This is a genomic window from Ferribacterium limneticum (genome assembly GCF_020510625.1).
GTDB lineage: Bacteria > Pseudomonadota > Gammaproteobacteria > Burkholderiales > Rhodocyclaceae > Azonexus > Azonexus limneticus_A.
In genome coordinates this window covers 2,805,800-2,825,917 of sequence record NZ_CP075191.1, presented here as the reverse complement: position 1 = coordinate 2,825,917, position 20,118 = coordinate 2,805,800, and the positions used below count along the sequence as shown (strand labels likewise).

The window sequence follows — 20,118 nt, the reverse complement described above, 5'->3', positions numbered from 1 at the left end:
GCCTGAGCGGAATCAGATCAGGCTGGACTTGCGGCGCACCGCGTCCACGTAGGCCATCGCATCCATCGGCTGGCCTTCGCGCTGGGCGCGCCAGATCGTTTCGCCCAGGCATTCGAGCAGCACATGCTCGGCATCGTGCGGGTCCATCCGGGCGCGCAGTTGTTCGAAGGCCATGCGAATGCCGGGTGGCTGGTCGATGCTGACCTGCTCATGAATGGCCAGGTGCAGCGACAGATGCAGGAAGGGATTCATTTCTCCACCTTCCGGTACCCATTCCTTTTCCACGGCCGCATTGGCGTCGCTCAGCATCGCCTGGTATTCCGGGTGGCGGGCGGCGATGTCGGCGGCCGTGACCTCGGCGCCGACCAGCGGCAGGCGGTCGATATGCTTCTTCCAGGCATCGCAGAAGAAGCGGCGGACCTGTTCGCGGGAGGGATTAAACATGGGTGCTTTCGAATAACAGGGTGAGTACGGTGTTGTGGAACAGGCGGTTCTGCCCGCCTTGCGGAATGATCTGGCCGGTGCCGTAGGCCCCGAGCAGCGGCGTGTCGGGGAAGGTTTCGCGAAAAGCCAGCAGGTCGCGGTCGTCGTTGCCGTAAAACAAGGGCCCGCGGCCGATGCATGAAAACATCAGGGCAAAATCCGGTTTGCTCTGGCTGGCGGCTGCAGCGCTCAGCGATTGGCGCATGTCCTGCTCAGCCGCCAGCGGCTGGCGGATGGCCCAGGTGATCGTCTCGCCGTCGCGCAGGGTATCGGCCAGCATCAGCGAGCCATCGCCGCCAGCGGAGAGGATGGCAATGCCCGGTTCGTCCGGATGGCGCAGGGCGACGATCTGGTGCAGGGGCGGACGCTCGCGCAATTCAGGTGGCAGGGCGCGATACAGGCTGTCGACCGCCCGATGGCCGCCGACGCGTCCGAGTTCGAAGCCGCGGCAAGCATCGACGGGCAAGGCGTCACCGAGCCGGCGCAAGCCACTGGAACGGGCAAGACGGGTGCGCAGGCTGGGCAGGCGGAATTCCGCGCAGCCGCTGTCGGAGGTTCTGGCGAGCGACCAGGCAGCCGCTTCGGCATCGAGCAGGCCGGCGCGGGGGGCGTCGTCCTGCCATTCGAAAGGCAGGCGGCCGTGGCCGCTGAAGGACAGGATCGGCGAGTCGGCCGGTGTTTCGCCGCCTGGCGAGGCATAGACGAGGGCTGCGGCAGCCGGTTGATCCATCTGCCAGCCGTGCTCGGTGAACAGGCCGCTGGCCGTACAGCCGCAGACTGCAAGGCAGCCGGCGGCGCGCGCTGCAGCGAGAACTGCCGGTTGCGGGTTGCGGATGAAGTCGCGGCTCAGCAGCAGGATGACGTTGTCGGCCCGCTCCAGGCCGGCTGCGGCCAGAGCGGCCAGCACGGCTTCATGCGCCAGCTCAGGCGTTGGGCGTTGGCCGGCGATCAGGCCGGTCCCCGCTTTCATACGGTCTTGCCCCGGAAGCTACAGAGGTCGATGACCACGCAGCGGCCACACTCCGGCTTGCGCGCCTTGCAGATGTAGCGGCCATGCAGGATCAGCCAGTGATGGGCATCCTTCTTGAAGGCATCCGGTGTGACTTTCAGCAGTTTCTTTTCAACTTCTTCGACGGTCTTGCCCGGCGCTAGACCGGTGCGATTGCCGAGGCGGAAAATGTGCGTGTCGACGGCGATGGTCGGCTGGCCGAAAGCCGTGTTGAGCACGACGTTGGCCGTCTTGCGGCCGACGCCGGGCAGGGCTTCAAGCGACTCCCGGTCGTCGGGAACGTCGCCGCCGTGCAGTTCGACCAGCATGCGGCAGGTGGCAATGACATTCTTCGCCTTGGTCCGGAACAGGCCGATGGTCTTGATGTATTCCGTCAGTCCTTCTTCTCCCAGCGCCAGCATGGTTTCCGGCGTCGGGGCCACCGGGAAAAGCCGCTGCGTCGCCTTGTTGACGCCGACATCGGTGGCCTGGGCCGACAGGATCACGGCGATCAGCAACTGAAATGGCGTGGCGTAGTGCAGTTCTGTCGTCGGCGCAGGATTGGCGTCGCGCAGGCGGCTGTAGAACTGTTCGATGTTGGCTTTTTTCACGGAGTTGGTCGAAATATGGATTGTCAGGTGCCGATGAATGCGCGATATTGCAAAAAACAAAATTCTACCTGACAGAGAAGGCGGGGCTCCCATGCCAAACTCAGAAGAAGGCAATTGCATTGCCCTGACGCACTTGGTCGAAGGCAATCCTGTGGCGACAATCGTCATCGACGCCGAGCATAAAGTGACGCACTGGAATCGGGCTTGCGCCGTGCTGACCGGCGTACCGGCCGCAGAGATGATCGGCCATTCCGAGCAGTGGCGAGCTTTTTACAGTTCAGCTCGGCCGATTCTTGCCGACCTGGTGGTCGATGACGTCGCGGATGCCGAGGTAGAGCAATACTATGACGGCAAATTCGGGCGCTCGGCCCTGTTGCCCGATGCCTTCGAGGCGGAGGATTTCTTTCCGGCTTTCGGTCAGGGCGGGCGCTGGTTGTTCTTTACGGCCGCCGCCATCCGCAATGCCGAGGGCGAAATCATCGGGGCGATCGAAACCCTGCAGGATGTGACCGAGCGGCGCGTGGCCGAAGCCGCACTGCGCGAGAAAGAGGCCTATCTGGCGCAAATTGTCGATGGTTCTTCGGTGGCGATGCTGGTCATCGATGCGCAGCATCGGGTCACTCACTGGAACCGGGCTTGCGAGATGCTGACGGGTACCCTGGCCAGGGATGTCATCGGTACCGGCAACCAATGGAAGAGCTTCTACGCCTCAAAGCGCCCGATCATGGCCGATCTGATCATCGACGACGCCCGGGAAAATGCCGTCGATCGCCTGTATCACGGCCGCTTTCGGCCATCACTGCTGATTCCTGGCGGTTACGAAGCCGAAGATTTCTTCCCGCATTTCGGCGAGAGCGGTCGCTGGCTGTTTTTTACGGCGGCGCCATTGCGCAACGGTAGCGGTCAGGTGATTGGCGCCATCGAAACCCTGCAGGATGTGACCGAGCGCCGGCGGGCCGAGGAGGCCTTGCGTGAAAGCGAGGAACGTTATCGCTCCCTGAGCCAGACCGACTCGCTGACCGGCTTGTTCAACTCACGCCATCTGCACGAACAACTTCCCCTCGAACTGGAGCGCACGGCGCGCTACGGGCGGCCGCTGTCGCTGCTCGTGCTCGATTGCGACAATTTCAAGTCCGTCAATGACTGCCACGGCCACTTGGGTGGGGACAAGGTCTTGCAGAGTCTGGCCGCAGCCATCGGGCATTGCCTGCGCCGGTCTGATTTTGCCTTCCGCTATGGCGGCGAGGAATTCGTCGTCTTGCTGCCGGAAACTGCTATCCAGGCCGCTTCCACCATCGCCGAGCGCTTGCGCGGGCTGTTTGCCGGCACTGAAACACAGGTTCCCTCGGGTGCGGCAATTCGCTGCACGGTCAGTATCGGTGTGGCTGAACGCATGCTTGGCGATGATGAGGCATCGCTGGTCCGGCGGGCCGACGAAGCCTGCTATCTGGCCAAGGAGCGTGGCAAGAATTGCGTCGTCGTGGCTGATCTACCCAGCTGACCGGGTGCCTGTTTTCAGGTGTTTCAGCGAGTTTTCAGGTGTTTCAGCGAGACTCGCTGAGTGCCATTGGTGCCGGTGGCCTCAAGGTTGCGCGCTCGTAGCTGGCCACAACCGCCATCGACATCCTGGCCGGCCGAGTTGCGCACGGTGGCCCGGATTCCCCTGGCGTGCAGGTATTTGGTCAGTGCCGTGACGCGTTCCAGCGGCGGGCGGCGATAGTCCAGCGCTGCCGTCTCGTTGTAGGGGATCAGATTCATGATCGCGTACTTGCCCGTCAGTAGCTGGACGATGCTGTCCATTTCTTCGATGCTGTCATTGACGCCATCGATCAGCGTCCATTGGTACTGGATCGGATAGCCGGTCGTCCGCGCGTAATGCTCGGCCAGTTCGACCAGTTCGGCCGGCGCGATGGCCGCGGCCTTGGGCAGCAATTCGGCGCGCAGTTCGGCCCGGGTCGAGTGTAGTGAAATGGCCAGCGCCGGAACGACGCGTTCCCTGGGCAGGCGTTCGAAAACCCGGCGATCACCCACGGTCGAGAAAACCAGGTTCTTGTGACCGATGCCGCCAAAGGTGCCGAGCGTATCGATGGCTTCCAGCACGTTATCCATGTTGTGTGATGGCTCGCCCATGCCCATGAAGACGACGCGCGTCACCTTGCGCCGGGTGCGGCCGAGGATGACCTGGGCGACCATTTCAACGCTGCTGACCTGACGGAGCAGGCCATCGCGGCCGGTCATGCAGAAGGTACAGCCGACCGCGCAACCGATCTGCGTCGATACGCACAGCCCATCGCGTGGCAGCAAGACGCTTTCCACCATCTGGCCATCGCCGAGTTCGACCAGCAGGCGGGCCGAGCCATCGTCGCCGGGGTGTTCGGAGCGGACGCGGGCCAGGGCCGAGAGTTCATCGTGCAAGCCGGGCAGCGCGTTGCGCAGGGCGAGCGGCAGGAAGGTTTCCGGCGGGTGACGACTAGGCCCGGCATCGAGCGGTTTGCCTTGCGCCCAGGCGCGCATGACGCGGTCGACGTGGCAATCCTTGGCGCCCGTTGCAAACAGGGACTGGCGAATGGTTTCGATACGCATGCGGGCGTTGTCCTCAGGCCCGCAACGGGCGGCTTGGCGAAATCAGTGGCAGCCAGCCGTCGCCACCGGGGCCGGCGGCTTCAGCTTGGCGCGCTTGGCTGCACGGGCTTCCATCCAGTTTTTCCAGGCGATCATGCAGCCGAGCAGGATGAAGGCGCCGGGCGGCAGCAGGGCGAGCAGGAAGCCGGGGTAGCTTTCCGGCAGCACCTGGATCGGCTGCAGGCTGGGGAAAACCATGTCGATGCCGCCGAAGATGGTGCCGCTGCCGAGAAACTCGCGCATGGCGCCGAGCAGGGCCAGGGTCCACAACATGCCGACGCCCATGAAAACGCCGTCGAGGGTCGATTGCAGCGGCGGATTCTTGTTGGCGAAGGCCTCGACGCGGGCGAGCACGATGCAGTTGGTGACGATCAGCGGAATGAAGATGCCGAGCACCAGATAGAGTTCGTGCAGGTTGGCGTTGAACATCAGGTCGACGACGGTGACCAGTGCGGCGACGATCAGGATGAAAACCGGGATGCGGATTTCATGCGGGATGAAATTACGCAGCGAGGCGACGGCGAGATTGGAAATTGCCATGACCAGGATGGTCGCCAGCGACAGCATGATGCCGTTGACGGCATTGGTGGTCACGGCGAGCAGCGGGCAGAGGCCGAGAATCTGGACGATGGAAGTGTTTTGCTTCCAGATGCCGTTGCCGGCGATGGCTTTGAATTCGTCGCGGGTGATCATTGGGCGGCTCCTTCGGCAAACAGACGGTCACGGTTGATTTCGGCCCATTTCACGGCCTTCAACACAGCCTTGGATACCGCGCGTGGCGTGACGGTGGCGCCGGCGTAATAGTCGAGGCGGCCGCCGTCCTTCCTGACCTTCCAGTCCTTGTCGGCGACCTGGGCAAGCGACATGGCGTTGAATTGCGTGATCCACGGCCGGGCCTTGTTCTTGTCCTTCTTGACTTCAATATAGTCGCCGAGGCCCGGGGTTTCCTTGTGCTGCGTGACGCGTACGCCGGCCACTTCGCCATTGGCGCGGATGGCGATGATCAGGCGGATCTTGCCGGCGTAGCCGTCGGGGGCGACGGCTTCGAAGACCAGGGCGACCGGCTTGCCATCCTTGCGGGCGCGGTAGAGCTGCGAGGGATCGGTCAGGGTCAGTTCAGCGGTTGCCGGCAACGTGACGGTATCTTCGAGCAGGGCGTTGTCGTATTCGCTGCGCGGCAGGACTTCATCGACCAGCTTCATTTTCTCTTCGGCGGCCGAAGCTTCGATCGCCGGCTTGGTCCACAGATAGGCGCCGGAAAGCAGGCCGGTGAAGATGATCACGAAGACGAACAGGATGGCGGCGGTGCGCACCGCCATGCCGGCCGCCGTAAATTCCTTGGCGGTGCTCATGCCTTGTCCTTCATGCCGAAGATCGGTGGCTGCGTCAGCAGGTCGATCAGCGGAGCACAGAGGTTCATCAGCAGGACGGCAAAGGCGACGCCATCCGGGTAACCGCCGAAGACGCGGATGATGTAGGCGAGCAGGCCGGCGCCGGCCCCGAAGATCAGCTTGCCGCGCGGTGTCGTACAGCCGGAAACCGGGTCGGTGGCGATGAAGAAGGCACCGAGCATGGCGCCGCCCGAGAAGAGGTGGAACAGCGGGTTGGCGAATTCAGCCGGGTTGTACAGCCAGAGCCCGCCGGAAAGAACAAGCATGGCGCCGATGAAAGCGGTCGGCACGTGCCAGGTGATCAAATTACGTTGCCACATCCACAGGCCACCGAGCAGATAGCCGGCGGCAATCCATTCCCAGCCACGGCCGGCGAAGCTGCCATAGATTTCGGTGTTGGCCAGCAATTGCCCAACGCTGCTGCTGCCCTCGGCCAGCTTCAGCGCAGTCTTCATCGCATCCAGCGGGGTGGCGCCGGAGAGCGCGTCGACGCGGGGTGCCAGGCCAAAAATGACCTTGATCTGGTCGACCAGCGTTACCTGCAGACCGGCGTTCGGCCACTGCGACATCAGGGCCGGGAAGGCCACGATGCAGATGGCGAAGGCGATCATCGCCGGGTTGAACGGGTTCTGGCCGAGGCCGCCATAAAGCTGCTTGGCGACGACGATGGCGAAAACGGTACCGGTGACGACCAGCCACCATGGGGCCAGCGGCGGGAAGGCGAGGGCGATCAGCCAGGCGGTGACGATGGCCGAGCCATCGGTCAGGAATATCGCCTGTGGCTTGCCTTGAAGACGCAGCATGAAGGCTTCGGCGAGCAGTGCGGCCAGCGAGGCAATGACCAGCTGGATCAGGATGGCCGGGGTGACCAGCCAGGCGTAGGCAGCGATGCCGGGAACCAGGGCAAGACAGACTTGCGTCATCACCTTGGTGACGCTGGCGTCTTTGAGGAGGAAGGGGGCGGGAGCGAACATTATTCGGGTTTCTCGCTGGCCGGTGCTGGCGCTGCAGCGGGTTCGGCATCGATCAGGTGAGCGGCGACGCGGCGGGCTTCGATTTCATCGGCCGCCTTTTGCTGGTCGGGCGCCAGGTGCTCGGTGTTCTTCGGCTGGACCGCTTCACGCTGGGCCTTGGCGCGGGCCATGGCAGCTTCGATGGTGGCGCGCTTGGCCTCTTTCGCGGCATCGACGGGCGCCGCTTCGGCTACCGGTGCAGCCGTTGTTTCGACGGCTACTTGGGCACTGCCTTCAGCCGCTGCTTCGGCCGCCTTCTTGGCGGCCTGGGCGGCAGCGGCCTTGGCCAGTTTTTCAGCCTTGTCGGCCTTTTCGCGTTCTTCGCGCAGTTGCTTGAACTCGAAACGGGCCTTGGCTTGCTCGGAGGCATTCTTTTCGCGTTCGCGCGCCCAGATTTCACTCTTGGCGAAGCGGAAATACTGCACCAGCGGGATGCGCGACGGGCAGACGAAAGAGCAGCAACCGCATTCGATGCAGTCAAAAATGTTGTATTCCTGCGTCTTGCCGAAGTTCTTGGCACGCGAGAACCAGTACATCTCGAACGGCTGCAGTTCGTGCGGGCAGGCCTGGGCACAGGCGCCGCAGCGAATGCACGGCATTTCCGGCGCCTTGGGCGGGAACAGCTTGTCGGAGTGGGCGATCAGGCAGTTGGTTGCCTTGACGACCGGAACGCTGCTTGCCGGCACCAGAAAGCCCATCATCGGGCCGCCCATGACGATGCCGTCAGTGTCGGGTTTTGGCTGGGCGAGCTTGAGCAGCTCGTCCATCGGCGTGCCGATCAGCACTTCGTAGTTGCGCGGCTCTGCGACGTTGCCGGTCACCGTCACCAGACGGGAAACGACGGGCTCACCATGCGCGATGGCGCGCCAGGCGGTGTAGGCAGTGGCGACGTTGAAGCACTGGACGCCGAGGTCGGTGGAGCGTTTGGCGGCAGGCACTTCCTTGCCGGTCAGGACGCGGATCAATTGCTTGGCGCCACCGGCCGGGTAGAGCGTTGGCACCTGGACGACTTCGAAAGTCTCACCGACGGCCTTGACCGCCGCACGCATGGCTTCGGCCGCTTCCGGCTTGTTGTCCTCGATGCCGATCAATATCTTCTTCGGCTGCAGCAGGTCGCGGAAAATGCCAATGCCGCGCACGACTTCCTCGGCGCGTTCGCGCATCAGCAGATCGTCGCAGGTGATGAAGGGCTCGCATTCGGCGCCGTTGACCACCATTTCTTCCATCGGCACCGTTTTCGAGGCGGTCAGCTTGCCGTGGGTCGGGAAGACTGCGCCGCCGAGGCCGACGACACCAGCCTGTTGCAGGCGTTCGCGCACCTGTTCCGGTGCCAGCGACTTGTAGTCAAGCGGCTGGCGCGGAATCCATTCATCCTTGCCGTCCGGTTCGATGACCACGCATAGCGCGTCGAGACCCGATGGGTGGGGCTGGACGTGCATGGCGACTTCGAGCACGGTACCCGAGGTTGGCGCATGGACGGCGGCGGAAATCCAGCCGTCGGCCTCGCCGATCAACTGGCCTTTGAGTACCCGGTCACCCGCCTGGACGACCGGGCGCGGCGTGCCACCGATGCTCTGGTGCAGCGGCACGACCAGGCGCGACGGAATCGGCGCCTGGGCGATCGGCTTGCCGAGCGATTGGGTCTTGTTGGTTGGCGGCTTGACGCCACCTTTGAACTTGAACAGGTTCATCAGCATCAGGCGGCCTCTTTCATGCCGCCGGCGGCATCCTTTGCGGCCAAGGGCGCAGCCTTGATTTCAACCACAGGATATTTCCACTTCCAGTTATCGATATTCTCGCCGATGGTTTCCATGTGGATGCATTCGACCGGGCAGGGCGGCAGGCAAAGTTCGCAGCCGGTACATTGCTGGGCGATGATGATGTGCATCTGCTTGGCCGCGCCGACAATGGCGTCGACCGGGCAGGCCTGGATGCACAGCGTGCAGCCGATACAGGTGTTCTCATCGATGATGGCGACCTGCTTGGGCTTTTCCTCGGCGTCGAGCGGCTTGACTTCGCGGCCGAGCAGGTCGGCCAGGCGCTGCACGCCCTCCATGCCGCCCGGCGGGCACAGGTTGATGTCGGCTTCACCCTTGGCGATGGCTTCGGCGTAGGGCTTGCAGCCCGGAAAGCCGCACTGGCCGCACTGGGTCTGCGGCAGGATGGCCTCGATCTTCTCGATCAGCGGGTCGCCTTCGACCTTGAACTTGATCGCGGCGAAACCGAGCGCGGCGCCGAGCACGACGGCGCCGAGGGCCATGATGGCGATGGCGAGGACAATTTCCATTATTGGTACTTGTCCAGGCCGGCAAAGCCCATGAAGGCCAGCGCCATCAAGCCGGCGGTGACCATGGCAATGGCGACGCCGCGGAAATGAACCGGCACATCGGCGCCTTCGATGCGTTCGCGGATGCCGGCAAAAAGAATCAGCACCAGCGTGAAGCCGACGGCACTGCCGGCCCCGAAAAGCAGGGAGTCGACGAAGTCGTAGCCATTCGAGATATTGAGCAGCGGCACGCCGAGCACAGCGCAGTTGGTGGTGATCAGCGGCAGGTAGATGCCCAGCGTCTGTTGCAGCGTCGGTGAAGTCTTGGCGATGACCATTTCGGTCAGCTGGACGATGGCGGCAATGGTGACGATGAAGGACAGCGTGCGCAGGTACTCCAGCCCGAACGGCATCAACAGGTAATGGTCGATGATGTAGCTGGCGCCGGTCGCCATGGTCAGCACGAAGGTCGTAGCGGCCCCCATGCCATAGGCGGTTTCCAGTTTCTTGGAAACGCCCATGAAGGGGCAAAGACCGAGAATCTTCACCAGCACGACGTTGTTGACCAACACCGCGCCGACGAGGATGAACAAGTAGTGGCTCATAAATTTGGCAAGCGTTAAGGGCGCATTATCGGGCTTTGTTACAGCGCAAACAACCGCGCGCCCTTTGTGGCCTTAAGGGGTTTTCTTTCGCAAGACGTTAGCCAGCGTATCTGCCACTTCGCTGACCAGGTCCGGGCCGCGGTAGATGAAACCGCTGTAGAACTGCACCAGGCTGGCGCCGGCACGGATTTTTTCGGCTGCATCCTCGCCACCCATGATGCCGCCGACGCCGATGATCGGCAGTTCGCCGGCCAGCGCGATCGACAGCTTTTTCTGCACAGCGGTCGATTTCTCGAAGACCGGCTTGCCCGACAGGCCGCCGGTTTCAGCGGCATTCGGCATGCCTTCGACGCCTTCGCGCGACAGCGTGGTGTTGGTCGCGATCACCGCATCGAAACGGTGGCGGCGCAGCGCGTCGGCAATGGCGGTGATCTGCTCGTCGTCGAGATCGGGGGCGATCTTCAAAGCCATCGGCACGTATTTGCCATGCCGGTCGGCCAGTTGCAGTTGCTTGGCCTTGAGTTGCGCCAGCAGGTCGTCGAGCGCCTCGTCCTTCTGCAGTTCGCGCAGGTTCTTGGTGTTCGGCGACGAGATATTGACCGTCACGTAGCTGGCGTCGTTGTAGACCTTGTCGAGGCAGATCAGGTAGTCGTCAGCGGCTTTCTCGATCGGCGTCGTCGCGTTCTTGCCGATGTTGATGCCGAGGATGCCGCCCTTCTTCGGGAATTCGGCGGCGCGCACGTTTTCCAGCAGCTTGTCGACGCCGGCGTTGTTGAAGCCCATCCGGTTGATGATGCCCTGCGCTTCCGGGATGCGGAACAGGCGCGGCTTCGGGTTGCCATCCTGCGGGCGCGGCGTGATCGTGCCGATTTCGAGGAAGCCGAAACCGAGCTTGGCCAGGCCGTCGATGTGGTCGCCATTCTTGTCCAGACCGGCGGCTAGGCCGACCGGGTTGGGGAACTTGAGGCCCATGACTTCGACCGGGCAGGCGGCGACCGGCTTGGCGACGGCGCAGGCGAGGCCAGCGGCGTTCATGAAATCGATGCCCTTCATGCCGATACCGTGGGCGGTTTCAGCGTCGAGGGAGAAGAAGAATTTGCGGATCAGGGGATATAGCATGATGGGGCGGCATTTTACCGTATTGCGCCGGCCGCTGCCCGGTGACCTGTCGCAGTTCTCTTGATCCGGCGGGGTAGCGATGGCTGGAAAGGCTGGGGATAATCGGCAGTCCGGTTTATCGGCGAACTGATAGCGAATGACTTGGGCAAATTTGCTCTGGCGCCGGAAACAAACTGTAACGACTGATTTTTTTCAGTAAGGCTAAACTTGCCGCCATGCGATTTTTACCCCGTTTTTTACTGTTGAGCTTGACCAGCCTGCCGGTCTTGGCAGGCGGAATCAACGATCCGTTTGGCACCGAAGCCATGGCGCCGCTCAAGCCATCGCCGCAATTGTCGGCGCGGGTGGGCGAGGCGCCGTGCGCGACGGCTTTGCCGGCTTCAGCGTTGACGGCGGTCGATGCGGTCGATCTGGCCTTGTGCAATCACCCGCAGACGCGCGAAGTCTGGGCAGCGGCGCGGGCGCAGGCGGCGCTGGTCGGTGTGGCGAAGGCGGGCTGGTTGCCGAATCTCGATGCCAGCGCCAGCACGACGCGATTTCAGTATGAGAACAACGCTTACACCAGGAATGCTGCGGCACTGACGCTGTCTTGGCTGCTCGTTGATTTCGGCCAGCGTTCGGCCAATGTCGAGAATGCGCAGCAATTGTTGAACGCGGCAGCGGCGACGCAGGATGCAACGGTGCAATCCCTGTTCCTCGCCGCGCTGCAGAGCTATTACTCGGCACAGGCAACGCAGGCGGCGGTGATTTCGGCTAACGAGGCCGAGCGTTCGGCGCGGGAGAGCTATCAGGCCGCCAACGCGCGTTACGAAGTCGGCGTGGCGACGCCGGCTGATCGCCTGCAGGCCCAGACGGCGCTGTCGCAGGCAACGCTGAATCGCATCCGGGCCGAGGGCGATGCCCGCAATGCCTTGGGGGCGCTGGCCAATGCGCTGGGTTTCGCGGCACAGCAAAGAATTGTCCTGGCCGATCTGCCGGCGGCGCCGGCAGAAGCGGTTTTCCAGAAGGAAGTCGATGCGCTGATTGCCGAGGCGCAAGCCCGTCGGCCTGATCTCAAGGCGGCCGAGGCACAACTGAAGGCGGCTGAAGCGAGTATCGATCTCGCACGTGCCCAGGGCCGGCCGACGATTTCGCTCGGTGCTGGCCCAAGCTGGCAGGATTCGGCCGGTGTGATCACGCAGGGCGGCAGCGTCGGCCTGACGCTGAATGTGCCGATTTTCTCCGGTTTCGATACAACTTACCGCGTCCGTTCGGCGGCGGCGCAGGCCGATGTTCGTGCTGCCCAGCGCGACCGGATCAGGAACCAGATCGCCCTCGATGTCTGGAAGGCCTACCAGAGCCTGACGACGGCGACGCAAAGCCTGAAGACGACGGCTGATCTGGTCGCCAGCGCCGAGCAGTCGGAGCGCGTCGCGCTAGGCCGCTACAAGGCCGGCGTCGGCACCGTGCTGGATTTGCTGGTGGCGCAAAGCGCGCTGGCCAGCGCCCGGCTGCAACGGATACAGGCCCAACTCGACTGGAATGTTTATCGCGCCACGCTGGCTCAATCGATGGGCGCGCTCGATTACACGCTGCTGCAAGCGGCAGCGGAAGGAAGACCATGAAACGACTTGGCAAGATTCTGATTGGTGTGATGTTGGCGGCCGGGCTGATCGGCGGCGGCGTCTGGTATTTCAAGCAGCGCAGCGCGCAGAACCCGGAAACCCGCTACAAGATGAGCGCAGTTGAAAAGGGCGATGTGACACAGACCGTCTCGGCCAACGGCACGCTGAATCCGGTGGTGCTGATCAGCGTCGGCACGCAGGTTTCGGGCACCGTGCGCAAGCTGTACGTCGATTTCAATGACAAGGTGAAGAAGGGCCAGCCGCTGCTCGAACTCGACGATGCGCTGGTCTCGGCGACCGAGCGGCAGAGTGCGGCCAGCGTGGTCAACGCCCAGGCGACACTGGAACTGGCGCAGGCCAACGAGGCGCGCATGAAGGCCTTGCTGGCGCAGGAATACGTCTCGAAACAGGAATACGATCAGTCCAGCCAGGCACTGAAGTCGGCCCGGGCACAGGTGGCCCTAGCCAAGGCGCAGAACGAGCGTGACCGCGCCAACCTCAATTTCACGGTGATCCGCTCGCCGGTCGATGGGGTGGTCATCGACCGCGTGGTCGATCTCGGCCAGACGGTGGCGGCCAGCTTCCAGACGCCGACGCTGATCAAGATCGCCCAGGATCTGTCGGAAATGCGCATCGACACCAGCTTTGCCGAGGCCGACATTGGTGGCATCCGCGAAGGGCAGAAGGCGCGTTTCACGGTCGACGCCTTCCCGAACCGCAATTTCGTCGGCGAGGTGCAGCAGATCCGCCTCAACCCGACCAACCAGCAGAATGTGGTGACCTACAACGTCCGCATCAACGTCTCGAATCCGGAGCAGGTACTGCTGCCGGGCATGACGGCCTACGTCAATATCGGCGTACAGAAGCGCGAGGGCGCCTTGCTGGTGCCGAATGCGGCGTTGCGCTTCAAGCCGGCCGATGCGGCCGAGAAGAAAGCCGAGAACGGCCAGAAACCGGCTGCTGCAGGCATGTCCGGCATGGGGCCGGGCATGGGCGCTGGCGCCGATGGCGGTGCGGCCAAGGCCGGCGGCGGCAAGGGCAAGAAGCGCGACGGCCAGAGCGGCACGGTGTACATCCTGTCCGGCGACGAAATCAAGCCGGTCGCCATCCAGCTCGGCATTACCGACAACCGCAATACCGAGGTGGTCGGCGGCGAACTGAAGGAGGGCGACCGCGTGATCACCGGTGAGAACACCAACGGCGTCAAGCCGCCGTCCAGCGTCGGCATGCGGATGTTCTGATGGCTGAGTCGGTCATCCGGGTGGTCGGCCTGGGCAAATCCTATGAAACGGCGGCCGGGTTGTTCCCGGCCCTGAAAGGCGTCGATCTCGAAATCCAGCCGGGCGAATACCTGGCCATCATGGGGCCGTCCGGTTCCGGCAAGTCGACCTTCATGAACCTGCTCGGTTGTCTCGATACGCCGACGCTGGGTGACTATTTCCTGGCCGGCCAGAACGTTGCCCACATGGACAAGGATGCCTTGGCCATCCTGCGCAATCGGACCTTGGGTTTCGTCTTCCAGGGCTTCAACCTGTTGCCGCGCATGAGCCTGCAGGACAACGTCGCCCTGCCGCTGGTCTATGCCGGTTTTGACAAGGAAACCCGGCGGGCCAAGGCGCGCGAACTGCTCGGCAAGGTCGGCCTCGGCCAGTACGCCGAGTCGCTACCGAATCGCATTTCCGGCGGCCAGCAGCAGCGCGTAGCGATTGCCCGGGCGCTGGTCAATTCCCCGCGCCTGATCCTCGCCGACGAGCCGACCGGCAACCTCGACAGCCACACCAGCGAGGAAATCATGCGCCTGTTCGACAACCTGAACGCCGAGGGCATCACCATCGTGCTCGTCACGCACGAGTCGGATATCGCGGCGCACGCCAAGCGGCAGGTGAAGTTTCTGGATGGACAGATCGTCAGCGATCACCTGACGGAGGTGAGGCCATGATGCATGTTGCCCTGTCATTCCCGCGCAAGCGGGAATCCAGATATGCCGGGGTGCCATGGATTCCCGCTTGCGCGGGAATGACGACTGTTCCTCGGCTGTCGGACATTTTATTTTTGGCCGTTTTTTCCGGTCGACCTCGACAGGTGGTTTCATCATGCTGAAAGCCATGCTCGGCGAAGCCTGGCTGGCCATGGGCGCCAACCGCCTGCGCACGGCCTTGACCATGCTCGGCATGGTGATCGGCGTCGGCGCCGTGGTCATCATGATGGCCATCGGGCAGGGCGCGCAATACGCCGTGCAGCAGACGATCAGCACCATGGGCTCGAATCTTTACATCGTGCTCTCCGGTTCCTTCACCACTTCCGGCGTGCGCAGCGGCTCGGCTGGCGGGCCGACGCTGACCGTAGCCGATGCCGATGCGATTGCTGAACTCGAACATGTGACCAACGTGGCGCCGACCCATCAGGGCACGCGGCAACTGGTCTATGGCTCGCAGAACTGGAGTTCTTCCGTCATCGGGACAACGCCCGCCTATCTCGAAGCGCGTGCATGGAATATCGTCAATGGCGCCGGTTTTGGCGATTCGGATGTGCGTTCGTCGACGCGAGTGGCGATCATCGGCAAGACGGTGGCCGAAAACCTGTTTGGCGCCGACGACCCGGTCGGCAAGACCATGCGCATCCAGCAGAACCCGTTCATCGTCATCGGCGTGCTGGGCAGCAAGGGGCAGAATCTCGATGGTCGCGACCAGGACGACACGGTGATCATTCCGCTGACCACGGCACAGCGCAAGGTTTTCGGTACGCCCTTCCTCGGCTCGGTGCGGATGATCATGGTGCAGGCCGATTCGGCCGAGTCCATGCCCAAGGTCGAGGCTGATATGACGGCCTTGCTGCGCCAACGTCATCGCCTGCGTGAAGGTGCGCCAGACGATTTCTTCACCCGTAACTTGTCGGCCGCGGCCGAATCGCAGGCCGAAACGACGCGCACGATGTCCATTCTGCTCGGCGCCATTGCCTCGATTTCGCTGCTCGTCGGCGGTATCGGCATCATGAACATCATGCTCGTCTCGGTCACCGAACGGACGCGGGAAATCGGCATCCGCATGGCCATCGGGGCGCGCCAGAAGGACATCCTCAGCCAGTTCCTGCTCGAAGCGGTGATGATCTCCTTCGCCGGCTGCCTGCTCGGGCTGGCGCTTGGCCTTGGCGTCGCGCTCGGCATCAACGCCTTCACCGGCATGGTCATTGTTATCTCCGGCAGCGCCGCCCTGGTCGCCTTTGCCGTGGCGGCGACGGTAGGCATCTTCTTCGGCTGGTATCCGGCCCGCAAGGCAGCGCGGCTCGACCCAATTGAGGCCTTGCGCTACCAATGAAAACGACGCGTCGTCAGTTTCTGCTGGCTGCCGGGCTGTTGCCCCTGATCGGTTCCAGTCGGGCAGCGAGTCGCCGCGTCGTGGTGATTGGCGGCGGCTGGGGCGGCTTGTCTACAGCTCGCCATCTGCGGGCGCTGGCTCCCGATATCGAGGTGGTACTGATCGATCGCCAGCCGGCCTTCGTGTCGTTTGCACTGAGCAACCGCTGGTTGGTTGATGCCACAGTCCCGGCGCCGGAGCGTCACGAGTACGCCGCCCTCGCAGCGCGCTGGGGCTATCGTTTCGTGCAGGCCGATGTCAGCGCCATTGACCGTGCAGCAGGCATTGTCATCGCCGGTAACGAGCGGCTGGCCTACGACTGGCTGGTGATCGCGCCTGGCATTCGTGAAAACTACGCGGCGTGGCAGGTCGAGGATCCGGCGCTGGTGGCTGAGCTACGCCGCCGCTACTCAGGCGCCATGCTCAACGGTGCCGATTTGCTGTCCCTGAAGCAACGGCTGGCCGGTTTCAAGGGCGGCGACCTGCTGATGAACATTCCGCCAGCGCCTTACCGCTGCCCGCCGGCGCCCTACGAGCGAGCGATGCTGATCGCCTGGTGGCTGAAGACGCAGAAGATTCCGGGCAAGTTGATCATCGCCGATCCCAACCCGATGATGCCGGCCTTCCGTTCCATTCTGCTCGACCGTTTCAAGGACCAGGTCACCTACCTCGATCACGCGCAGATTCGCCAGATCGACCCGGTGCGGAAGACGGTGAGCACCGATATCGACGACATCCGCTTCGATGCAGCCTTGTTGAGCCCGCCCCAGCAGGCGGCCGACCTGATATGGCAGGCCGGCCTGATCCGCGCTGAAGAGGGCGGCCGGCCCAGCGGCTGGGCGGCGCAGGGGGCAGTCGATTTTCGCAGCCCGGTCGATGAGCGTGTGTTCGTCATTGGCGACGCGACCGGCATGGTGTCACCGGCCTTTGGCCTCTATCCCAAGACCGGGCATGTCGCCAACCGCATGGGGCTGGCCGTGGCCCAGCAGATTGCGGCGCAGGCCACCGGCCATGCATTCCCGCCTCTGCTGCCGGAGAGCGTTTGCCATGTGCTGAGCAGCATCGAACCGGATGAGCAGACGCGCATTGATACCAGCTACCGCCAGCGTGGTGATGGTTTCCTGCTCCAGCAGGTCAAGCAGACCCGCAACCCCAATCCGGCTGGCGAGGATGTCGCTTGGGCCGAGGCGATGTACCGGGATTTTTTGCGACCCTGAGCGAATTCAGGTCAGAGCCGGCCCCTCTCCAGGGGCCAGGGTCAGCAAAGATCGTTTGAGAAAACAGAGACTGTATTTCGCCCCTGTTCCTTCGAGAGATACATGGCCCGATCAGCCGATTTGCGCAGGATGTCGAGACTTTCGCCATGGTTCGGGCAAACTGATATGCCGATGCTGCACGACACCTGCACAGGCCCGGCTGCCGTTTCAATCGGCTCGACAAAGGCGGCCAGTATTTTTTCTCCGACGCTCTTCGCATCCTCGATATTGAGGATATTGCCCAGGAGGATGACGAATTCATCGCCGCCATGGCGGGCAACCGTGTCGCAGGCGCGCAGTTGGCTCGCCATGCGTTTGCTGCAGCCAATCAGCACCTGATCGCCAACCTCATGGCCATGCTGGTCGTTGATTTCCTTGAAATGGTCCAGATCAATGAGCAGCAGCGCAAAGGCATTGCCATTTCGCTGCCATTGCTGGAACGCTTGTTCGTAGCGATCCATGAAAAGGAAACGATTGGGGAGATTTGTCAGCAAATCATGGGTGGCCAGATAGGCCGATCTTTCATGCTCGACTGCTGCGCGGCCTAGGGCCATGTAGTGGCGAACGGTGATCCAGGGAACGAGAAGCAGGGCGACACCCAGTAGCCCAAGCATCGGGATGATTTCCCGGCTGAGCAAATCACTCCAGCGCAATTGGCGATCAAAGGCCATGATCGTCGGTTGCGAAAAATTATCGATGGTCAGACGTTGGGTGAAACTGGGCAAAAACAGTCGGTCAATTTTCCCACTCTCGACCGCTCGTTGCTCGAAGAGCAGACTTTCAGAATTGCCCGCGGCAGCCAGGGCGGCTGAAACCTGCAGGTTTTCGAACTTGTCCTGTTTGCTTCGGCTGGGCATCAAGGCTTGAGTTTTGATCAGCAACATCGCCATCATCGTGTTGCCAAAGAAATTCAGCTCCGAAGAAGACTTGCTGGATGGCCGGCTGACCTCCTGCAGCAGGATATAGGCGTCGCCTCCTTCGTACATCTTGAATACCGGAGAAGCGACCGGCCGGACATTTTTTTGCGCCAATGCGACGGAGCGCGACAGAAAATCGACCGTCTCCAGACGAACCCCGTAGATTGCCTGAGTTTCGGGGAGCGACGGATACATGAAGAGAATCGGCCAAGTGGCACCCTTTTCGTCATCCGCTTGGAAAGGGCGCTTGACGACCTTGGCGAAATCCTTGATCGAAAAATCGGCGCGCCATCCCTGGCGCAAAGATGCTTCCAGATCCCTTTGCTCCGACTGCGCCACCTTGCGGGCGACTTCGATCATGTAGATGTGGGGATAGGCGGAGGCCACTGCCGCTGCATACTTGATGGTTGAATCGGTATCGCTCCGATCGACTGCCTGCAAAAAAGCAGAAAAACCAGCCAGCACGGCTTCGTTGGCATCCAGCTTTTGTTTTACGTCACTGACGAAGGTGCTGACATCTTGATCAAAATGAATCTTCAGGCGGTGGATTTCCGAAGATATCAGCATGTGAAGGGCAAGCGCGATGACGCCTACCCATGCAAAAAGAAGGAAGAAAAGAGAGGGATGTAAGCGGAATCGGGTCATTGAGGCTCATTCATGAGCCCGAAAAATAGCTCACTGCCCCGGGGGTGTAAATACGCCTAAAGTGCTAAAAACGAAAAATCGTTTGGAATGGTCGGGGAGTGAGTTTGCGACATCGGAAAATGCGCTATCGATAATTCTTCGGCATAGCCTGACGACCCGGATGTCTCGCCGTTTTCAGGCAAAGGCATGGTCGTGGTGGATGTCGCAGTTCAGTGCCGGGCGTAAATCGAAGTCTTGCCGCCCTTTTTTACCAGCAGCGTTTCATAGAATTCGCGGCGTACCCGCGGGGTTGCCGTGCTGTCCTTGTCGAGCATGGTGCAGGCGGTTTCGCAGGTCGGGCTGGAGAACTCGCGGCCGGGGGCGCCGAGTGGCAGGCCGGGGACGGCCAGGCCGAGTGCCGTTGGCTTTTCGGTCAGCAACTCCTTGATCTGGTCGGCGTGCACATGGCCTTCGATGAAATAGCCGGCAACCTGGGCGCTGGGGATGGCTTCGAGATCCTTTGGCACTTTCAGGCGGCGCTTGATGGCGTCCATGTCGTCGGTTTGCGTCACCTTGACCGTGAAGCCGTTCTGGCGCAGATGTTCTGCCCAGTCGATGCAGGCCAGGCAGACGGTCGGCATATAGACTTCAATGGTGGGCAATGCCACCGGCTGGGTGGCCAGGGCGCTGCCGGAAAGCAGCGCAGCGCAGAGCAGGGCGGCGGCTTTCAGCATGGCTTGCCAGCCTTGCAGCCCTTGAGTACCCATAGCGAAATGACGCCGGCCGTCTCATCGGCCTTGACCTTGCGGGCCATCGATCCGGGGTCGCGGCCATTGTCCGTCTTGGCCTGCGGATCGGCGCCGGCTTCGAGCATCAACTGGGTGTTCTTCGGGCGGCTGGAATAGGCCGCCATGTGCAGGGGCGTTGCGCCTTCGTTGTCGCGTGCGTTCACATCGGCACCGGCTGCAATCAGGGCCTTCATGGCCGAGGTGTCGGGATTGGTCGCGGCCAGGTGCAGCGGGGTCGAGCCAAGTGCCGTGCGGACATCGCGCTGCTTCGGATCGGCCTTGAGCAGGCGGCGAACATCGTCGCCGTTGCCCTCACGGGCCGCATCGTGAATTGGCTGGTCGCGGCTTGTGACCTCAGCAAAGCTGGGGAAGGCAAGGCTGGCAAGGAATAGCAAGGGGATCAGGCGTTTCATCAAGGGCGTCCGAAAAAAAGTTGATGGCGATTGTTGCGTCTAGCGATTCGGACCACATTGATCTG

At 62.5% G+C, this 20,118-nt stretch carries 20 protein-coding genes; 6 read left to right on the top strand and 14 right to left on the bottom strand.

What is annotated here, in order from left to right:
- Positions 1–12: 12 nt before the first annotated feature.
- Genes KI617_RS13505 through nth form a run of 3 tightly spaced genes read right to left on the bottom strand, consistent with a single transcriptional unit; the run spans position 13 to position 2,082 of the window.
- Complete coding sequence (locus tag KI617_RS13505) at positions 13–444, bottom strand: DUF1841 family protein (RefSeq protein ID WP_226447073.1); 432 nt, start codon at positions 442–444, stop codon at positions 13–15.
- Positions 437–1,453 carry an FIST C-terminal domain-containing protein gene (locus KI617_RS13500; protein WP_226447071.1) on the bottom strand — a complete coding sequence of 339 codons (1,017 nt, stop codon included), beginning with the start codon at positions 1,451–1,453 and terminating at the stop codon, positions 437–439. The genes KI617_RS13505 and KI617_RS13500 overlap by 8 nt, the downstream gene beginning before the upstream one ends.
- The gene (gene nth / locus KI617_RS13495; protein WP_226447069.1) at positions 1,450–2,082 is read right to left on the bottom strand and encodes an endonuclease III; all 633 of its coding nucleotides are present in this window, start codon (positions 2,080–2,082) and stop codon (positions 1,450–1,452) included. The genes KI617_RS13500 and nth overlap by 4 nt, the downstream gene beginning before the upstream one ends.
- Positions 2,083–2,173: 91 nt before the next feature.
- Here nth and KI617_RS13490 point away from each other — a divergent pair, with 91 nt between their 5' ends.
- Positions 2,174–3,583: a sensor domain-containing diguanylate cyclase gene (locus KI617_RS13490; RefSeq protein WP_226447067.1), complete on the top strand. Its 1,410-nt coding sequence runs from the start codon at positions 2,174–2,176 to the stop codon at positions 3,581–3,583.
- Between the two features lie 23 nt (positions 3,584–3,606).
- On the opposite strand, the gene KI617_RS13485 is transcribed toward KI617_RS13490, so the two are convergent.
- The 8 genes from KI617_RS13485 to KI617_RS13450 form a co-directional block, all read right to left on the bottom strand.
- Complete coding sequence (locus KI617_RS13485; RefSeq protein WP_226447065.1) at positions 3,607–4,665, bottom strand: RNA methyltransferase; 1,059 nt, start codon at positions 4,663–4,665, stop codon at positions 3,607–3,609.
- A gap of 42 nt (positions 4,666–4,707) precedes the next feature.
- Complete coding sequence (locus KI617_RS13480) at positions 4,708–5,397, bottom strand: electron transport complex subunit E (RefSeq protein ID WP_226447064.1); 690 nt, start codon at positions 5,395–5,397, stop codon at positions 4,708–4,710.
- The gene (gene rsxG / locus KI617_RS13475; protein WP_226447062.1) at positions 5,394–6,056 is read right to left on the bottom strand and encodes an electron transport complex subunit RsxG; all 663 of its coding nucleotides are present in this window, start codon (positions 6,054–6,056) and stop codon (positions 5,394–5,396) included. The genes KI617_RS13480 and rsxG overlap by 4 nt, the downstream gene beginning before the upstream one ends.
- Complete coding sequence (locus KI617_RS13470) at positions 6,053–7,069, bottom strand: RnfABCDGE type electron transport complex subunit D (protein ID WP_226447060.1); 1,017 nt, start codon at positions 7,067–7,069, stop codon at positions 6,053–6,055. Before KI617_RS13470 ends, rsxG begins: the two co-directional genes overlap by 4 nt.
- A complete protein-coding gene (gene rsxC, locus KI617_RS13465) occupies positions 7,069–8,805 on the bottom strand; it encodes an electron transport complex subunit RsxC (protein ID WP_226447059.1) in 1,737 nt (578 codons plus the stop codon). The genes KI617_RS13470 and rsxC overlap by 1 nt, the downstream gene beginning before the upstream one ends.
- Positions 8,805–9,395, bottom strand: coding sequence for an electron transport complex subunit RsxB (gene rsxB / locus KI617_RS13460; protein ID WP_404826716.1), 591 nt, complete (start codon positions 9,393–9,395; stop codon positions 8,805–8,807). Before rsxB ends, rsxC begins: the two co-directional genes overlap by 1 nt.
- Complete coding sequence (gene rsxA / locus KI617_RS13455) at positions 9,395–9,979, bottom strand: electron transport complex subunit RsxA (RefSeq protein WP_226447057.1); 585 nt, start codon at positions 9,977–9,979, stop codon at positions 9,395–9,397. The genes rsxB and rsxA overlap by 1 nt, the downstream gene beginning before the upstream one ends.
- Before the next feature lie 72 nt (positions 9,980–10,051).
- Entirely contained in the window at positions 10,052–11,098 is a 1,047-nt protein-coding gene (locus tag KI617_RS13450) for a quinone-dependent dihydroorotate dehydrogenase (RefSeq protein ID WP_226447055.1), read from the bottom strand.
- Positions 11,099–11,340: 242 nt separating this feature from the next.
- Between KI617_RS13450 and KI617_RS13445 the strand changes: the two genes are divergently transcribed.
- The 5 genes from KI617_RS13445 (at position 11,341) to KI617_RS13425 (ending at position 17,272) form a co-directional block, all read left to right on the top strand.
- Entirely contained in the window at positions 11,341–12,702 is a 1,362-nt protein-coding gene (locus tag KI617_RS13445; protein ID WP_226447053.1) for a TolC family protein, read from the top strand.
- Positions 12,699–13,943: an efflux RND transporter periplasmic adaptor subunit gene (locus KI617_RS13440; RefSeq protein ID WP_226447051.1), complete on the top strand. Its 1,245-nt coding sequence runs from the start codon at positions 12,699–12,701 to the stop codon at positions 13,941–13,943. Before KI617_RS13445 ends, KI617_RS13440 begins: the two co-directional genes overlap by 4 nt.
- Complete coding sequence (locus tag KI617_RS13435) at positions 13,943–14,641, top strand: ABC transporter ATP-binding protein (protein ID WP_226447049.1); 699 nt, start codon at positions 13,943–13,945, stop codon at positions 14,639–14,641. The genes KI617_RS13440 and KI617_RS13435 overlap by 1 nt, the downstream gene beginning before the upstream one ends.
- Positions 14,642–14,795: 154 nt before the next feature.
- Complete coding sequence (locus tag KI617_RS13430) at positions 14,796–16,016, top strand: ABC transporter permease (protein WP_226447047.1); 1,221 nt, start codon at positions 14,796–14,798, stop codon at positions 16,014–16,016.
- On the top strand, positions 16,013–17,272 hold the full coding sequence (locus tag KI617_RS13425; protein WP_226447045.1) for an FAD-dependent oxidoreductase: 1,260 nt from the start codon (positions 16,013–16,015) through the stop codon (positions 17,270–17,272). The genes KI617_RS13430 and KI617_RS13425 overlap by 4 nt, the downstream gene beginning before the upstream one ends.
- Before the next feature lie 41 nt (positions 17,273–17,313).
- On the opposite strand, the gene KI617_RS13420 is transcribed toward KI617_RS13425, so the two are convergent.
- The 3 genes from KI617_RS13420 to KI617_RS13410 form a co-directional block, all read right to left on the bottom strand.
- Positions 17,314–18,795: a sensor domain-containing diguanylate cyclase gene (locus KI617_RS13420; RefSeq protein ID WP_226447044.1), complete on the bottom strand. Its 1,482-nt coding sequence runs from the start codon at positions 18,793–18,795 to the stop codon at positions 17,314–17,316.
- A gap of 287 nt (positions 18,796–19,082) precedes the next feature.
- A complete protein-coding gene (locus KI617_RS13415; RefSeq protein ID WP_226447043.1) occupies positions 19,083–19,586 on the bottom strand; it encodes a DUF411 domain-containing protein in 504 nt (167 codons plus the stop codon).
- Positions 19,580–20,053 (bottom strand): ankyrin repeat domain-containing protein, encoded by a 474-nt coding sequence (locus KI617_RS13410; protein ID WP_226447042.1) that lies wholly within the window; start codon positions 20,051–20,053, stop codon positions 19,580–19,582. The genes KI617_RS13415 and KI617_RS13410 overlap by 7 nt, the downstream gene beginning before the upstream one ends.
- Between the last annotated feature and the right edge of the window lie 65 nt (positions 20,054–20,118).

What these genes read in the sequence shown, in the direction of transcription:
- KI617_RS13435 (WP_226447049.1), top strand. Translation starts at nt 13,943, where the DNA reads ATGGCTGAGTCGGTCATCCGGGTGGTCGGCCTGGGCAAATCCTATGAA.
- KI617_RS13490 (WP_226447067.1), top strand. Translation starts at nt 2,174, where the DNA reads ATGCCAAACTCAGAAGAAGGCAATTGCATTGCCCTGACGCACTTGGTC.
- KI617_RS13505 (WP_226447073.1), bottom strand. Translation starts at nt 444, where the DNA reads ATGTTTAATCCCTCCCGCGAACAGGTCCGCCGCTTCTTCTGCGATGCC.
- rsxG (WP_226447062.1), bottom strand. Translation starts at nt 6,056, where the DNA reads ATGAGCACCGCCAAGGAATTTACGGCGGCCGGCATGGCGGTGCGCACC.
- rsxA (WP_226447057.1), bottom strand. Translation starts at nt 9,979, where the DNA reads ATGAGCCACTACTTGTTCATCCTCGTCGGCGCGGTGTTGGTCAACAAC.
- KI617_RS13470 (WP_226447060.1), bottom strand. Translation starts at nt 7,069, where the DNA reads ATGTTCGCTCCCGCCCCCTTCCTCCTCAAAGACGCCAGCGTCACCAAG.
- rsxB (WP_404826716.1), bottom strand. Translation starts at nt 9,395, where the DNA reads ATGGAAATTGTCCTCGCCATCGCCATCATGGCCCTCGGCGCCGTCGTG.
- KI617_RS13420 (WP_226447044.1), bottom strand. Translation starts at nt 18,795, where the DNA reads ATGCTGATATCTTCGGAAATCCACCGCCTGAAGATTCATTTTGATCAA.
- KI617_RS13410 (WP_226447042.1), bottom strand. Translation starts at nt 20,053, where the DNA reads ATGAAACGCCTGATCCCCTTGCTATTCCTTGCCAGCCTTGCCTTCCCC.
- KI617_RS13440 (WP_226447051.1), top strand. Translation starts at nt 12,699, where the DNA reads ATGAAACGACTTGGCAAGATTCTGATTGGTGTGATGTTGGCGGCCGGG.
- KI617_RS13485 (WP_226447065.1), bottom strand. Translation starts at nt 4,665, where the DNA reads ATGCGTATCGAAACCATTCGCCAGTCCCTGTTTGCAACGGGCGCCAAG.
- KI617_RS13430 (WP_226447047.1), top strand. Translation starts at nt 14,796, where the DNA reads ATGCTGAAAGCCATGCTCGGCGAAGCCTGGCTGGCCATGGGCGCCAAC.
- rsxC (WP_226447059.1), bottom strand. Translation starts at nt 8,805, where the DNA reads ATGCTGATGAACCTGTTCAAGTTCAAAGGTGGCGTCAAGCCGCCAACC.
- KI617_RS13415 (WP_226447043.1), bottom strand. Translation starts at nt 19,586, where the DNA reads ATGCTGAAAGCCGCCGCCCTGCTCTGCGCTGCGCTGCTTTCCGGCAGC.
- KI617_RS13450 (WP_226447055.1), bottom strand. Translation starts at nt 11,098, where the DNA reads ATGCTATATCCCCTGATCCGCAAATTCTTCTTCTCCCTCGACGCTGAA.
- KI617_RS13425 (WP_226447045.1), top strand. Translation starts at nt 16,013, where the DNA reads ATGAAAACGACGCGTCGTCAGTTTCTGCTGGCTGCCGGGCTGTTGCCC.
- KI617_RS13480 (WP_226447064.1), bottom strand. Translation starts at nt 5,397, where the DNA reads ATGATCACCCGCGACGAATTCAAAGCCATCGCCGGCAACGGCATCTGG.
- KI617_RS13500 (WP_226447071.1), bottom strand. Translation starts at nt 1,453, where the DNA reads ATGAAAGCGGGGACCGGCCTGATCGCCGGCCAACGCCCAACGCCTGAG.